The sequence below is a fragment of the Moritella sp. 28 genome, from assembly GCF_018219435.1.
Lineage (GTDB): Bacteria > Pseudomonadota > Gammaproteobacteria > Enterobacterales > Moritellaceae > Moritella.
In genome coordinates, this window is sequence record NZ_CP056121.1 from 1539105 (window position 1) to 1554401 (window position 15297).

At 41.2% G+C, this 15297-nt stretch carries 9 protein-coding genes; 6 read left to right on the forward strand and 3 right to left on the reverse strand.

All coding sequences use genetic code 11. From position 1 onward, the window contains the following. The first annotated feature begins 1 nt into the window (after position 1). The 4 genes from HWV02_RS07020 to HWV02_RS07035 are packed head-to-tail and all read left to right on the forward strand — an operon-like array spanning position 2 to position 4235. Complete coding sequence (locus tag HWV02_RS07020; RefSeq protein WP_255550607.1) at positions 2–1054, forward strand: ABC transporter permease subunit; 1053 nt, start codon at positions 2–4, stop codon at positions 1052–1054. Continuing rightward, positions 1051–2106: an ABC transporter permease gene (locus tag HWV02_RS07025; RefSeq protein ID WP_255550608.1), complete on the forward strand. Its 1056-nt coding sequence runs from the start codon at positions 1051–1053 to the stop codon at positions 2104–2106. Before HWV02_RS07020 ends, HWV02_RS07025 begins: the two co-directional genes overlap by 4 nt. Next, positions 2093–3661 carry an ATP-binding cassette domain-containing protein gene (locus HWV02_RS07030; protein WP_211689998.1) on the forward strand — a complete coding sequence of 523 codons (1569 nt, stop codon included), beginning with the start codon at positions 2093–2095 and terminating at the stop codon, positions 3659–3661. Before HWV02_RS07025 ends, HWV02_RS07030 begins: the two co-directional genes overlap by 14 nt. Continuing rightward, positions 3636–4235, forward strand: coding sequence for a nitroreductase (locus HWV02_RS07035; protein WP_211689999.1), 600 nt, complete (start codon positions 3636–3638; stop codon positions 4233–4235). Before HWV02_RS07030 ends, HWV02_RS07035 begins: the two co-directional genes overlap by 26 nt. Here HWV02_RS07035 and HWV02_RS07040 read toward each other — a convergent pair. The 3 genes from HWV02_RS07040 to HWV02_RS07050 all read right to left on the reverse strand — a co-directional run bounded on the left by HWV02_RS07040 (position 4228) and on the right by HWV02_RS07050 (position 7560). Continuing rightward, on the reverse strand, positions 4228–4944 hold the full coding sequence (locus HWV02_RS07040) for a thioesterase II family protein (protein ID WP_211690000.1): 717 nt from the start codon (positions 4942–4944) through the stop codon (positions 4228–4230). The genes HWV02_RS07035 and HWV02_RS07040 overlap by 8 nt on opposite strands. A 66-nt stretch (positions 4945–5010) precedes the next feature. Next, entirely contained in the window at positions 5011–7326 is a 2316-nt protein-coding gene (locus tag HWV02_RS07045) for a TonB-dependent siderophore receptor (protein ID WP_211690001.1), read from the reverse strand. 39 nt (positions 7327–7365) lie between these two features. Next, positions 7366–7560, reverse strand: coding sequence for an MbtH family NRPS accessory protein (locus HWV02_RS07050; RefSeq protein WP_211690002.1), 195 nt, complete (start codon positions 7558–7560; stop codon positions 7366–7368). A 139-nt stretch (positions 7561–7699) separates the two neighbouring features. On the opposite strand from HWV02_RS07050, the gene HWV02_RS07055 reads away from it, so the two are divergent. Further along, positions 7700–8665 (forward strand): TauD/TfdA family dioxygenase, encoded by a 966-nt coding sequence (locus HWV02_RS07055; RefSeq protein WP_211690003.1) that lies wholly within the window; start codon positions 7700–7702, stop codon positions 8663–8665. Positions 8666–8676: 11 nt separating this feature from the next. Next, positions 8677–15297 (forward strand): non-ribosomal peptide synthetase, encoded by a 6621-nt coding sequence (locus HWV02_RS07060; protein ID WP_211690004.1) that lies wholly within the window; start codon positions 8677–8679, stop codon positions 15295–15297.

Below are 15297 nucleotides of genomic sequence, written 5' to 3' on the forward strand. Positions count from 1 at the left end.
TATGCTTAATTTTTATTTTATTCGTCGTTTGCTGTTAGTATTTCCGACGCTGTTTATTATTATCTCGTTAAATTTTTTCTTGCTTCAGTGGTTGCCTGGTGGGCCTGTAGAGGCTGCCTTCGCCAAGCAGCAAGGTATTGATAGCTCGGCAAACGCGCTTTTCGATGAGACTGACCAAATAACGAATGGTCAGCTTATTGATGACCAGTTGCGAGACAAAATTGCGCGAGAATATGGTTTTGATAAGCCTATATGGCAACGCTATACTGAAACGCTCAGTCGTTATTTATCATTCGAATTAGGAAACAGTTATTTTAGTAAGCGCCCTGTTACTGAATTAATTTTTTCTAAGCTTCCAGTTTCTTTATCCTTGGGGTTTTGGACTTTGTTCCTAACCTATTTAATCGCAATACCATTAGGGGTGATGAAGGCGAATAAACAAGGTGGTATGTTTGATTCGACATCAAGCTTACTGCTGTTTATCGCTTATGCAGTGCCGACTTTTATTATTGCTATTATGTTATTGATTTTATTTGCTGGTGGTGTTTTTAGCTGGTTTCCACTGCGGGGACTGGTTTCTGCAAATCATGCTGATTTATCCGTTACAGGGCAGCTCCTCGATTACTTTTGGCATTTATGTTTACCTGTTGCAGCCTGTGTTGCCAGTGGATTGGCTTCGTTAACTGTCTTAACACGTAATTCTATTATTGACCAAATGGCTCAACCTTATTTAGATACGGCTATTTGCATGGGGGAATGTCGGACAAGCGCAATTTTCAATCATGTATTACCTAATAGTATGTTAGTGATCGTAGCTCGCTTACCTTCAGATTTACTGTCTATTTTTATTGGTGGCACCTTGCTCGTTGAAATCGTATTTTCATTAGATGGTGTTGCATTGTTAGGTTTTGAGGCGTTATTGGAACGAGATTACCCAGTTGTATTAGGTATTCTATATTGTTATTCGTTACTGGGTCTTGTTTTGAATTTGGTTGGTGATTTGATATATCGTTGGGTTGATCCTCGCGTTGATTTTTCTGAGGTGAACGGATGATGGATATTAGCCAAGATGATGTAAATTTACCTGATAATTCAAAGAAGAACAGCCGTCGATTGAGTACACTAAAACGAGGTAAATACGCAGCGATTATCTTTTTAATATTGTTCTTTGTTAGTCTGTTTGCAGAATTAATCGCGAATGATAAACCGCTACTTATTAGCTATAAAGGAGAGTTGTTTTTTCCTATTTTAGTCAGTTATCCCGAAACTAAGTTTGGTGGCGATTTTGATTCAGAAGCAGACTATACCGCTCCTTTTTTGAGTGAACAGATTGCAAAGCAAGGCTGGGCGTTATGGCCATTTGTGCATTACAGCTACAGTACCATTAATTATGAGCTTAGTTATCCGTCACCTCCAACATCCGAAAACTGGTTAGGATTGGATGATCAGGGGCGAGATGTTTTTGCTCGGCTTCTTTATGGTATACGTATTAGCCTTGGTTTCTCCTTCTTTATTACTGTCAATATTGCCTTGTTAGCGTTAGTTGCAGGTACGTTGCAAGGGTATTTTGGTGGGGTAGTCGATCTGTTTGGTCAGCGTGTTAGCGAAATTTGGGGCTCGGTTCCCGTGATGTTTGTTGTGATGATTGTATCGAGTCTTATTCAGCCTAATTTCTTCACCTTAAGTATGATTCTTGCCTTGTTTGGTTGGCATTATTTAGCGCAGTTAGTTCGAGCTGAAGTATTAAGAACACGTCAGCTGGAATATATCCAGTCGGCGTTTATTGTTGGTGTTCCTGATTGGCGAGTAATTTGGCGACACATTATGCCAAATGCACTTATTGCTACATTAAGTAGTTTGCCGTTTGTATTTTCTGGGGCTTTAGGTTCGCTAATTACGTTAGATTTTTTGGGGTTCGGATTACCTGTCGGCTACCCTTCTTTGGGGGAGTTGATTTCGCAAGGTAAAAACAACTTGCACGCCCCTTGGTTAGGGTTAACGGGCTGTGGTGCTATTTTACTCATTGTGACATTAGTCGTGCTGATGAGTGAAGCAATACAAGAATGGTTGAGCCCTTATAAGGATAAAGATCATGCTGAAGGTTAAAGGACTAAGTTATTCTATTGGAAAAGCTAAGCTGCTAGATAACATTAGTTTTCAAGTTGATAGGGGACAAACTTTAGCTGTGGTTGGCGAAAGTGGTGCTGGAAAAACCCTATTAGCCAAGTTATTACTTGGTATTGAACCTACAGCGGGAGTGGCGAGTGGTTCTGTTAATATCAATGGGCATAATAGCCGCACTTTTTCTGAACTGCAGTGGCAGAAGGTGAGAGGAAAGCTGATTGGAATGGTGTCGCAAGAACCCTTATCGGCACTCAACCCAGTGAAACGTGTCGATTGGCTGCTTAAACGAGCAATTGTATTGCATCATAAATCAGGTACGTCATTTAGAGCGGGTAATACTGCGTTATTAAATCAACGTATTGATGATTTGCTTGAACAAGTCGGTTTATCTTCAGACTTAAAAACACGTTACCCACATCAACTGTCTGGAGGGCAGAGGCAAAGATTGCTTATTGCGCTGGCGATTGTGAATAATCCTACGTTACTTGTTGCAGATGAGCCGTCGACGGCACTTGATCCCGAGGTGCGTCAGCAAATTTTGCTGTTGCTAAAGCAGATCCAAGCTCGAACAGGCATGGCTATCGTTCTAATCTCGCATGATTTACACATGGTAAGACAAGTTGCAGATCAAGTGATGGTATTACAACATGGTAAGGTGATTGAGCATAACCAAGCCTTACTTTTATTCAACACGCCTAAGCATGAATATACGCAAGCCTTGTTGAGGCCTATGCATTTTGATCCCCCTGTTTCTCCGAGTAAACGATCCTTGCTTAATGTAAATAACTTAACTGTTGATGTTAAGTCTACAGGCTGGTGGAGTGCACCGCAGAGGTTATTGGATAACATTAATTTTTCGTTGAATGAAGGCGAAAGTATTGGAATTATAGGTCAGAGTGGTTCAGGAAAGTCCACGTTAGCGAAAGCGTTATTAAGACTTATCCATGCGACAGGCTCTATCCATTTTGATGGTCATGATTGGCTTAATGAAAAACGTCGAATGTTACGGCTCCATCGGCATAAAATACAATTCGTATTTCAAGATACCGCCTCTAGCTTAAATCCTAGGCTAACGATTGCCCAGACACTCACAGAAGGATGTTTGGCTCAATTACAAACAGAAAATATATCATCTCGACTCGATACGATCATGGCAGATGTGGGTTTACCTACAGCGTTTTTAAACCGTTATCCACATCAATTATCAGGCGGACAACGTCAGCGTATTATGATCGCGAGAGCCTTAATTTTGTCACCTAAGTTATTAATTTTAGACGAACCCACTACAGCGTTAGATCAGGAAAATCGATACCGAATGATAACGTTACTGAAGTCGATTCAGGAAAAACGTCAAATCAACCTAGTATTGATTACCCATGACTTAACCTTACTTCAAGCACTATGCCATCAAGTATTGATATTAGAGCAGGGTAGACAGATACAGTGTCAGTCTGTTGGTCATTGGCTGTCAGCTGAAAATATATATGATAAACAAGAAAAGGAATTTAATTATGAATCCATTGGAATCGTTGCTTGATCGCCGTTCATATAGCTTATCTAAGTTAGGCCATCCTGCGCCATCTGAAGAAGAGCTGCGAAATCTATTTGACTTAGTGATGACAACACCAGATCACGGTAATGTGAAACCTTGGCGTTTTATTGTTGCCCGTGGTGATAACATGCAAAAACTAGGTGATTTGACGTTGGAGTTATACAAACGCCAAAGTGATAGTGGTGAGCTTAAAGATAAAGCGTACCGTTCTGCAAGAGAAATTGCAGAAGTCCCTATGATGATTATGGTGGTAACGGATCTTGATCCTGAGCATAAAGTATCATTGTGGGACCAACGCTTGTGCGTCGGAGCCGCTGCTCAGAATATCATGAATGGTCTGCATTTAATGGGTTATGGCGGTCTTTGGTATACATTTTTGGCTAATGATAATACTAAACCTATGTTTGGCATGAAACCTGATGATCAGGTCGTGGCTGCTATCGCTGTCGGTACTCCGAAACCTCATTTTGTGAAGAAGATTAAACGGCAGTCGCCAGAACGGTATTGTTTTGAATGGCAGGGGTTAGGCGTGACGCCAACCCCTTTGTTTACTAAATAATCGTTATTTTGTTGCGGAGTTGTTGAGCAATTCTGGTTAAGAATAGTTGTAAATTCTGATTGAAATAGAAATGGTCACCTGGCATTTCTATTAATTCAAACTCTGACTCTGTGAATGAATACCATTGCTCGACATTACGCTTTTCGACGACAGGGTCATGACTGCCATATATCGCTGTGATTGGTACTGATATTGCGGATGTATCGCTGCAGCTGTATTCTTCATTGAGTTTCAAATCGGCTCTGATTATAGGCAACATTAATGCCATTAATTCAGTGTGAGCCAACACTTCATCTGCTATCCCGCCCATTGTTTTTAATGTTTTAATTATCTCGTCATCGGTTTGTCTACTCGATAAGGATGATGGGAGATGACAGAGTGGACCTTGACGTGCAGAAATAATCAATTGTGAAGGCAAAGGCAGTTTTAACTTGCCTAATAAGCGTGTGGTTTCAAAGCACACCAACCCGCCTAAGCTATGACCGAAAAAGGCAAACTCTGTTGTATGCTTTATCTTGGGTTTAATTTGATCGAGCAAGTCATGCGTTAACGCCGCGATTGAATCAACGGGGTTATCGCAGAAGCGAGTCCCTCTCGCTGGATATTCTAATGCGACCAGTTCAATATTTTGTTGTGCTAATAATACTTTCCATGGCTGATACATACTGGCTGCGCTGCCTGAAGAAGGAAAGCAAAAAAGTGTTTTCATTCAAGTCTCCAATAAAAGAGGGACTCAATGAGTCCCTCTGTCTTAATCATTCATACTCATACAATATTAAAAATTATATGCTGCACTCAATGAAATTGTTCTTGGTGAACCTAAGTACACTGCGTTTTGCGTCGAATCTGAGCCTGCTGTGTAATAGTCCTTATCAAATAAGTTTTTCACATTCAATTGAAGTTTAAGGTCGTTATCTGCAAAGTCTGGTGCATACCAAACAGCGGCATCGATTAACGTGTAAGCATCTAGAGTATAGTCATAATCTTTACGGCGGTTACCTGCACGATCATCAACATAACGAACGCCACTGCCAACACCCCATTCATGGCTTGTTTGATATGTTAACCAAAAGCTAGCATTATTTTGGGGTACGTTTACAGGTTTACTTACGCTATCTGGAGCGTCTACGAACTCAACATCAGTATAGCCATATGAGAATAGGGCGATTAGATCATCTGTGATCGCATAATCACCATCAATCTCGAACCCTTGGCTTTTCTGTTTGTATACCTCGTAGCTGCCTTTTATATCACCAGCGTAGGCAACATTCTTAAGGTCGGTACGGAAGACTGAAGTAGTCAAGTTGAGTCTGTGACCTAATAACGATAATTTACTACCGACTTCAAATTGTCTGCCGTTTTGGGCTTTAACCCATTCTTTTGCAACGCTGTCAAATTTTTGATTCGGTAGGTAAGAGTCAGTAAAGTTACCAAATAAGGATATTTGGCGGTTTAATTTATACAAAACACCCGCTTGTACACTGATGTTTTCCTCTTTAGGACTTTCTGATGAAGAATTCTTCAGTGGGACACCAATTGCCTTTGCTTTTGCCATGAAGGTTTTATCCCAAGTTTCCGCATTCTCGGCTTCAAATACGTCATAGCGTGCACCAAGTACGAAACTCCAGTCGTCGTATTTAATTAAGTCCTGGGCAAAGACGCTATATTCAGTTAGCTCCAGATTAACCTCTTTAATGTTATACATATCGCCGGGATGAGCCGCTTGAGAAGGATCATCGGTATAATAATTATATCTTCCACTATGTGCATTCGGTGTTCGGAGTGCATATGTCGCGTAGGGTGCAAGGTCTACTTTACTCCAACTCGCTGAAGCAGACTGTTGTTCTTCTTCTTTATAGTGAGTGTAATCAGCCCCTATGATTGCACGATGTTCGACTGAACCCGTGTTAAATTCAATGTTATTTTCCAAAGAGTATAATTGAGTATTACTGGACTGGTTACTACCGTTAATATAGCGGTTGATATTACCATCAAAAGCATAATTGTTTTTATCTTCTTGATAAAGTGGAACTGCAAATGGTGCTCCACGTGGTTTATAAGGCGTCATGGCTGCATTTGAAGATGCATAAAAATGTACACGTTCGGCTGAGGCTTTTCGCTCATAATTACGTGCTTTAAAGCGTATAGACCAGTAGTCGTTGATGGCATGATCAACGTCGAAACCAAACTTATGGACTTCACGTTCTTGGCGTGAGAAATCAGTGCCCAGACGTTTATTATCAATATCTAGGAACTCCCAACCAGTATTTGTACTGTTACGAACAGCTAACGTACCACGATCGAAAGGAAGTTCTTCATTGTTGTATTTATAAGAGAACGTTAGTGTTGTATCGTCAGTGACTAACCAGCTAAGGCTTGGTGCAATAAATACTTGCTTGCTGTCAGAAGCATCACGCCAGCTTTCAGAATCGTCAAATGCACCGACAAGACGGTAAAGTAGGGTGCCACTATCGTTGGCCGCACCTGTAAAATCAACACTAAGTCGTTGCTTACCGTGCTCATCCATTGTTGCGTTAACTTGATTTTTCGATATTGGTGCTGGACGTTTACTGATTAAATTAATCAGACCTCCGGGACTCATATTCCCATATAAAACGGATTCAGGGCCTTTTACCACTTCAACAGACTCGAGGTCTTCAATCACTGCTTTGTCTTGAGCTAATCCGTACACTCGAGTGCCATCTTCGAAAACATTGGCTTCAAAACCACGGATTTTGAATAAATCGCGTGTGCCACCAAAGTTGTTGTGCTCTGTCACGTTACTGACGTTTTGCACCACATCACTCAGGTTAGAAGCTGCTTGTTGTTCGATCACCTCTGAGTTAATTACTTGTACTGAGCGGGGAACAGTAGACAGGTCTGCTTCTGAACGCATGGTCGATTGGGCTATATTCGTGGTTAAAATCTGTTTAATTCCGACTACTCTCGTAACCTGTACGTCTTCTGTTACGTCTTTATTTACATCTTGTTCTGATGAAAATACAGATGTTGAGGTTGCGAGAAGAGTCATCATTAGATATTGCGGTTTTAATGAAAAACTAATGGCTTTAGCTAGTTTAGATTTGAGCATACTACATCCTATGTTAATGCTGATTTACGATAATTAAAATTATGCTAGTACGTTCTTCAATGACGCTGGGCGCATATCTGTCCACACATTCTTTATTTCTTCTAAGCAGTTTTCTTTACTGTTTTCAAATCCTATTTTTTTCCAGCCAGTTGGAACTGGCTTATAACTCGGCCAAATAGAGAATTGTTCTTCAGTGTTAATCACTATGTTAAATAACGCAGTTGGTTCTTTCATGCTTAGTTTACATCTCACTTTAATGTTTAATATTTGTTTCAAAATGTGACTCAAGACTATATGATACTGATAATTATTATCATTACCATTCAAAGTTCAATTTATTTTTATTATTTTTTTTTCACATGAGACTTGAGTTATGAGCAAAACTACTAATTTACGTATTAATCCGATGTTTGCAGAACATGATTTACCGAAGATTGTGACCCCTACTTTAGGCGGGCGATTATCGGACTATTTGCAAGGCGCACATCAGATTGTTGAAGAAGAGTTGCTACGCGCTGGTGGGGTGTTATTTCGAGGGTTTGACACGATAGGCGAAGAACCATTCCAAGAGTTTGCTCGTTCGTTTGGTTCACCATTGCTTAATTATGAATTTGCTTCTACACCAAGAACCGATCTTGGCGATGGTGTCTATACCACGACGGAATACCCTGCTCACCAACAAATTCCACTGCATAATGAACAGGCTTATACACTCAACTGGCCAATGAAAATTTGGTTTCATTGTATTACTCCGGCTGAAACAGAAGGCGAAACCCCGATTGCAGATAGCCGCCTTATCTTCAATAAAATAGATCCTAAGATCCGTCAACGTTTTGATTCTAAAAAATTAAAATATGTTCGTAATTACGGTAATGGACTCGATCTGCCGTGGGAAAAAGTATTTGGAACGGAAGACGAAAAACAGGTTGAACGATTTTGTCTGGCCAATAAAATCAACTTTGAATGGAAGCCTGATGGTGAGTTACGAACAAGCCAAGTATGTCAAGCGGTTGCTCAGCATCCTAAAACTCACGAAATGGTTTGGTTCAATCAAGCACACCTATTCCATGTTTCTAATCTGGAAGCCAATATTCGAGAAACCTTGTTATCTGTCGTAGACGAAGAAGATCTTCCACGTAATGTGTATTACGGCGATGGCTCTCCTATCGAAGACTCTATTTTGGCTGAAATTCGTGGTGTGTTAGACGAGTGCACAATCAAATTCCCATGGCAGGCTGGAGACATTCTGATGTTGGATAATATGCTTGTTGCTCATTCTCGTTCGCGTTTTACTGGTGCTCGTAAAGTTGTGGTTGCTATGGCCGAAGGTAATGTTTAGGAAGGTTTAAAATGGAATTAGAACAAAATCAAATGGAACAAAACGACAAAGGAGTTAGACTAGATGTCTCTTCGAACCAGAAATCGCTGTGGTTTTTGTACAAGCTAGCCCCTGAATCTTCCGCTTACAATATGTATTTTTCTACCTTGTTAGGTGGCAGAGAGCAGCATGCTATTGATATTAATTTATTGGAGCAGAGTTATTATCATACGATAGAGCACCATGATGCGCTTAAAACGGGTTATCAACAAGATGAAAAGGGGGTTTATGCTTTTCTCGCCGCGCATAAATCAGCGGATTTTTCTGTGGAAAAGCACAGTTTCACAGAAACAGAAAAGGATGATTGGATAGCAAAGTGCGCTGATCTGCCATTTGAATTAGAGCAAGGTTATGTGTGTCGAGCGAACGTGTTGATAAATGACACCAATGGTAAGGTAACACCTTATTTAATTGTGACATTGCATCATATTGCGGGTGATTTTTATTCTATTGAGCAAATGGTTGCTACTTGGGCTAAGTATTATTCTCAGCTTATTGATGGCACACCGGGTCTTGCACCGTCAATTCAGTATAGCCAGTGGGTTACAGAACAAAAGCAATACCTTGCTTCAGATACTGCAGGTAAAGCGTTAGCGTTTTGGAAAAGTGAGTTGGCTCCCTTACCTGCACCTTTGTCTATTAGTACGGATTTTGAGCGTGGAGATATTCAAAATTTTGATGGTTGTGAATTGCAATTCGATGGTAATCAAGCTCTGACGGATAAAGTTACTGCGTTGGCTCGTGAGACCAAGACCACATCATATACTGTCTTACTAAGTGCTTTTCAGTTTTATTTACATAAACTGTCTGGTCAATCTAAGTTTCTGATTGCGTCACCAACGATGGGGCGTTATACGCGAACTCATAAAGACATTGTTGGTTATTGTGTTAATCCTTTTCTTATTCCTGCTGATTTTACAGAGCCTTGTAACTTTACTGAGTTGATCGTGGAACGTGCTCGTTTTTATCGTCAATCATTGCGGCATCAAAGAATGCCTCTGACAGAAATCAGTGAATCATTGATAGATAATAGAAGTGCGGAACGCACCGCGGTTACTTCGCATATGTTTACTTATACACGTGCTAATGATCGTATTATTGGTATGCCGATATCCGATCATATCATTGACTCGGGACAGCGTGGTGCTGCACACGAACTTAATTTAGTTGTCTATGAATATGAGAACTCGTTTCGTTATCACTGGCGTTTTAATTCTTCACTATATACTGCTGAAACGGTCACCGCGATTGCCGATGGATTCTTTGAACTCTTAGATGAGTTGCTGTTAGCACCTAATAAATCGCTTATTCAGCATCAGTTCAAAGCTTGGTTGCCGGATGCTAAACCTGTAACCCCTCGTTACGAAACTGGGTTGGCAATGTGGCAAGATATTGCGCCTACACAGCCAGCATTATTATATAACGAACAGGTATTAACAGCTGCAGAGATAAATGAACAAGCATCTCGTTTAGCCTATACACTGTCTCAATCCAATGTGAACCATCGCGATCGGGTTGCTATTTTATTACCACGGGGTGTAGAGCAAGTTATCGCGATGCTTTCAGTTTGGTATGTCGGGGCTGCTTTTGTTCCTCTAGATGATGGTCAGCCTAATGAACGTACACAAATAATGCTTAAAGAAGCTGATGTTGAAGTGTGTGTTGGTGCTGGCAGCAGACCTGATTGGTTACCCGAGATTTATCATTGGTTGGACGCGACTGATGTTTTAGCGCAAGTATCGCAACCCTTGGTTAAGCCTCTTGCATTATGTGCAGAGGATCCGGCTTATTTAATCTTTACTTCTGGTTCGACAGGGATACCAAAAGCCGTGTCTGTTGGTCATGGTGCACTGGCTTCGTATGTCGAAGCTGTAAATCGTCGCTTAGAACTACCAAAAAATAGTGTGTATGCGAGCCTTGCTAGTGTGGCTACTGATTTAGGCTATACGGCACTTTGGGCTGGATTATTATCTGGGAATCAAGTGCGTATTTTAGATCAAGCGTTCATGCTTGATGCTGAAGGATTAGCTGATCACTTGGCTAAATATCCAGTTGATATGCTTAAAGTTGTCCCTTCTCATTTACAAGGATTATTGGCATCTGAGCGTCGTGAAATATTACCTCGACACACGTTAGTCTTTGGTGGTGAAGAAGTTAATAATAGCTTACTTGAACAGCTTCGCGTTTATTCCTCTGAGCTCAATGTTTTTAACCATTATGGACCAACTGAAGCAACGGTAGGTGTTATTGCGGGACGTTTACTTGCTGGTGAGCCTACAGCTTTAGGTATGCCGCTTGATGGTTGCCGAGTTTATCTATTAGATAGTTTACTGCAAGCTGTCCCAGTTGGTGCGATAGGTGACTTGTATATAGCGGGTAATCAGTTGGCGCAAGGATACTGGCAAGATAGCGCAAAAACAGCGCAGCATTTTATGAGTGATCCATTTTATGCTGGTGAGCGTATGTATCGATCTGGGGACCGAGCGAAACAGCTGGCAGACGGGCGAATTAAATTCATTGGTCGAGCTGACGGTCAGGTTAAGATTAGAGGGTATAGAGTTGAACTAGCTGAAATTGAAACTCAACTTAATGCGCTGGATGGTGTTGTTGAAGCCGCCATTGTATTCGATAAAACTGAAGGGCGTGAAAAACTCACTGCTGTCGTTGTCAGTAAGCAAGATAAAACAGAGTTATCTCGTTTATTATTAATGAGTTTACCTAGCTATATGCAACCGCATTATTGGCATTCAGTAGCCGAAATACCGCGTACTATTAATGGTAAGGTTGATCGAAAAAAATTAGCCTTAAACTTGAATGGTAGTACGAATGAATCCGATTTAGTTCCATCGTTAAATTCAGAGCAAAACGTTCTATTTTTCTGTCGCTTGTTTGCTAAAGTCTTGAATAAGCAGGCTAATGAGATAACTAGTCGTGATGGTTTCTTTGCTGTTGGCGGTGACTCTATTTTAGCGTTGCAGTTAGTGGCAATCGCTCGAAAAGAAGGCGTTAAATTAACACCTCAGTTGTTATTTAAACATCAAACACCTGTTGAGTTAGCAGAGGTTATGGCAGATCAATTACCGCTGTCGGATCCTAAGGAAAAACTTCATGAGCAAGCTATATCAGCACTCGCTCTGCTATGGTCAATGACGTTATCAAAGCGAAGTGTTGAGTCGAGTGATAACTTCTTTGAGATAGGTGGTGATTCTATTTTAGCGCTGCAGTTTATTGCTGCTGCACGCAAGACAAATATCATTCTGCGTCCTCAGGATGTTTTCAAATATCAAACACTGGCTGATTTAGCGTTGTTTATTGTGCCGCAGATAGAAGAAAAAAATGCGAATGCTGAGCAAATATCGTCTACGACAGTGATGAAGACTGAGCAATCTGTATCTCGTTATGATCTGGATATATTACCTGAAACGTTAACCGTTGAGGATGTGACTGCAAACATTTCTGCCCGTGATTTAAATACAATTTGTCAGGATATAGCGGCATCTTTAATTGATGATTTGTTACCGCTGTCACCTACTCAACAAGGGATATTGTTCCATTGTTTGTTGGATCCGCAACCAGAATTGTATTTAAACGTAACGAGCATGGCTCTCACTGGTAGCATAAATGCAGACGCGTTTCTTGCCGCATGGAAAAGCGCAGCGCAGCGTCATGATGTAACCCGAAGCCGTTTTATTTGGCATGATCTTGAACATCCTTATCAGGTGGTATGCCGACATAATGAGATGAACACAGTAATGCTAGATTGGCAGGCATTATCGATATCGGAACAAAACGCTAAATTTGAGGAACTCGTCGCCGAAGAGCATAAAATTGGATTTAAACTGACAGACGCACCGCTTATGCGCGTGACTTTAGTTAAATTATCTCCTCAAGATCATCGCCTAATATGGACGCGCCATCATTTGATTGTAGACGGTTGGACATCGGCATTAATTGCGGGTGATGCGATGGCTATTTATCAGCAAAAAGATTTAAAACCAGCGCCGCATTATGCCGACTACTTCTCTTGGCTAGGTCGTCAAGACATGGCATATACAGGAAAAGAGTGGCAAGCGTATTTAGCTGATTTTACCCAAACGACACATTTACCTGGTCCAGAAACACCGATGCAAGGGCAAAAACATTGCCAGTATCAAATAGCCGAGTCGGTTACGCAGAAGTTGAAAGCGCAGGCTAGAACACATGGTTTAACGTTAAATACCCTAGTGCAACTGGCGTGGGGGATTACGTTAAGTCGCTTTACGGGTGGTTATGATGTGATATTTGGAATGACGTCTGCTGGACGCCCGCAGGAAGTTTCTGATATTGAACATATGGCTGGCGTGTTCATTGCTAGTTTACCATTACGAACTCGTTTCAACCCCGCTGAACGATTAGTTGATTGTGCAAGGCAATTACAGCTCGATGCATCTGAGTTACGAAGCATTGATTACATGCCACTTGCAGAGATCCAATCATATGTTGATCTAGAGCCTGGAGAGTTACTGTTTGATACAGCACTCGTATTCCAAAATTACCCATTTCCTAAAGAACTGAGGGAAATGACTACGCCAAAATTTGATCTGCTGGATGTATCTGAATCAAGTAATTTCCCGATGATGTTACAAGTTGAGCCTAGTCATATTCTGAATATCAATTGTTCTTTTGATACTCAAAAAGTCTCACAAGAGTTAGCGACTAGCATGTTAACCATGCTTGACGCGGCACTAACCTATCTTTCTGAAGGCGTAGATACGTATACTTATCAACTTATTGATTCGTTGACGTTACCTACAGTCGTTAATGAAACTCAGGTGGATTTACCTGCGAAGTGGGATTTGTTAGATCAAGTTAAATTACGTGCGAATGAATATGGTGAAAACCTAGCCCTGATTACTGACGAACGTCAGTTAACTTATAAAGAGTTAGTTGCTGAAGTGTCAGAACTCGCTGGCGCTATGGCTGTATTAAACCTCAATAATGAGCAACCGATAGCGGTTTGTTTAACACGTGAAGCTGATCTTGTTGTTACTTTATTCGCAATTTATCAATTGGGCTTGTCTTATATCCCTTTAGACCCATTGTTGCCAGAACGCCGCTTGGAAGATATTTTTAATCAAGCTGAACCTCAATTAGTGATAGCGGATCGGACTTTCGACTCTGCACCTTGTCTCTCTCCTACAGAACTGAAAAAACAGTCTAAAGGAGCTGGCTCTGTCGTTGACTGCCACCCAAATACATTGGCATACACTATTTTTACATCCGGCTCTACAGGCCGCCCGAAAGGTGTTCAAATTGATCGTTCCGCGTTAAATTATTTCTTACAAGCGATACAGGATGTAGTGAATATATCTGCTGAAGATCGGCTGTTGGCAGTAACCACGATTGGTTTCGATATTGCGGTATTAGAATTATTCTTGCCTTTGGTGCACGGTGCGACCTTGGTGTTAGCTAGCGAGCAACAAAGTAAAGATAGCCAAGCATTAAGTCAGCTATTATCACAGCATAAAATCAGTGTGATGCAAGCAACACCTGCAACATGGCAAAGCTTAGCGGATATTGACAGTGCTTGGTGGTCATCACTTAATGTACTGACCGGTGGTGAGGCGTTGAATGCAGCATTAGCTGAATTATTGATAAAAAAAGCAGCGAGTGTGACCAATGTTTATGGTCCAACAGAAGCGACCGTTTGGGCATCAAGTTCGCGTGTTGAGCATGTAACTGGTAAATTAGCGGCGCTTGGTAAGCCATTAATTAATACTCAGTTTTATGTTTTAGATAGCGCACTTCAGCCGGTATTGTCTGGTGTCGAAGGTGAGTTATATATCTCAGGATTAGGGTTAGCTCGCGGGTATTTAAACAGTCCTAAATTAACCGCCGAGAGTTTCTTACCGGATCCTTTCTCACAAGTTCCAGGACAGCGTATGTATCGCTCTGGCGATCGCGTTTATTTCGATTCGAAAGGTGAGCTGCAGTACATAGGTAGAACTGACTTCCAAGTGAAATTACGTGGATTCAGAATTGAATTGGGTGAAATTGAAGCCGTGCTTCAGGCGCAAACCGGTGTAAAGGAAGCTATCGCTTTAGTATGGCAAGCAGATACTGAACATGGCTATATCGCTGCTTACGTCACGCTACGTAAATCTGCAGCCTTAGATAGTGAACTGCTGTTACGCCTGATTGCCGAGCATTTACCCGTTTATATGGTACCAACTGAACTTGTGATCCTCGATGCAATGCCATTGAACAGTAATGGCAAAATCGATCGCAAATCGCTACCAGAATCTGATAGTCATGGGATGGGCCATTACTTATCTCCACAAACTGAACTTGAGCATCAATTAGTGGATATTTGGCAACAAATCCTAGGGCATGATCAGATAGGTATCCAAGACAGCTTCTTTAGACTAGGAGGTAATTCGCTTTCTGCAACTCGTCTACAAGCTAGAATCCAGCGAACATTCAGCGTACAGATCCCATTAGCTGAGTTATTCCATAATCCGACAATTTCCGAACTTGCCACACTTTTAGAAAAAGAGTCGTTGCAACAAGATGATCTGGCAATGATGGCTGATCTACTAGACCAATTTGAGTAA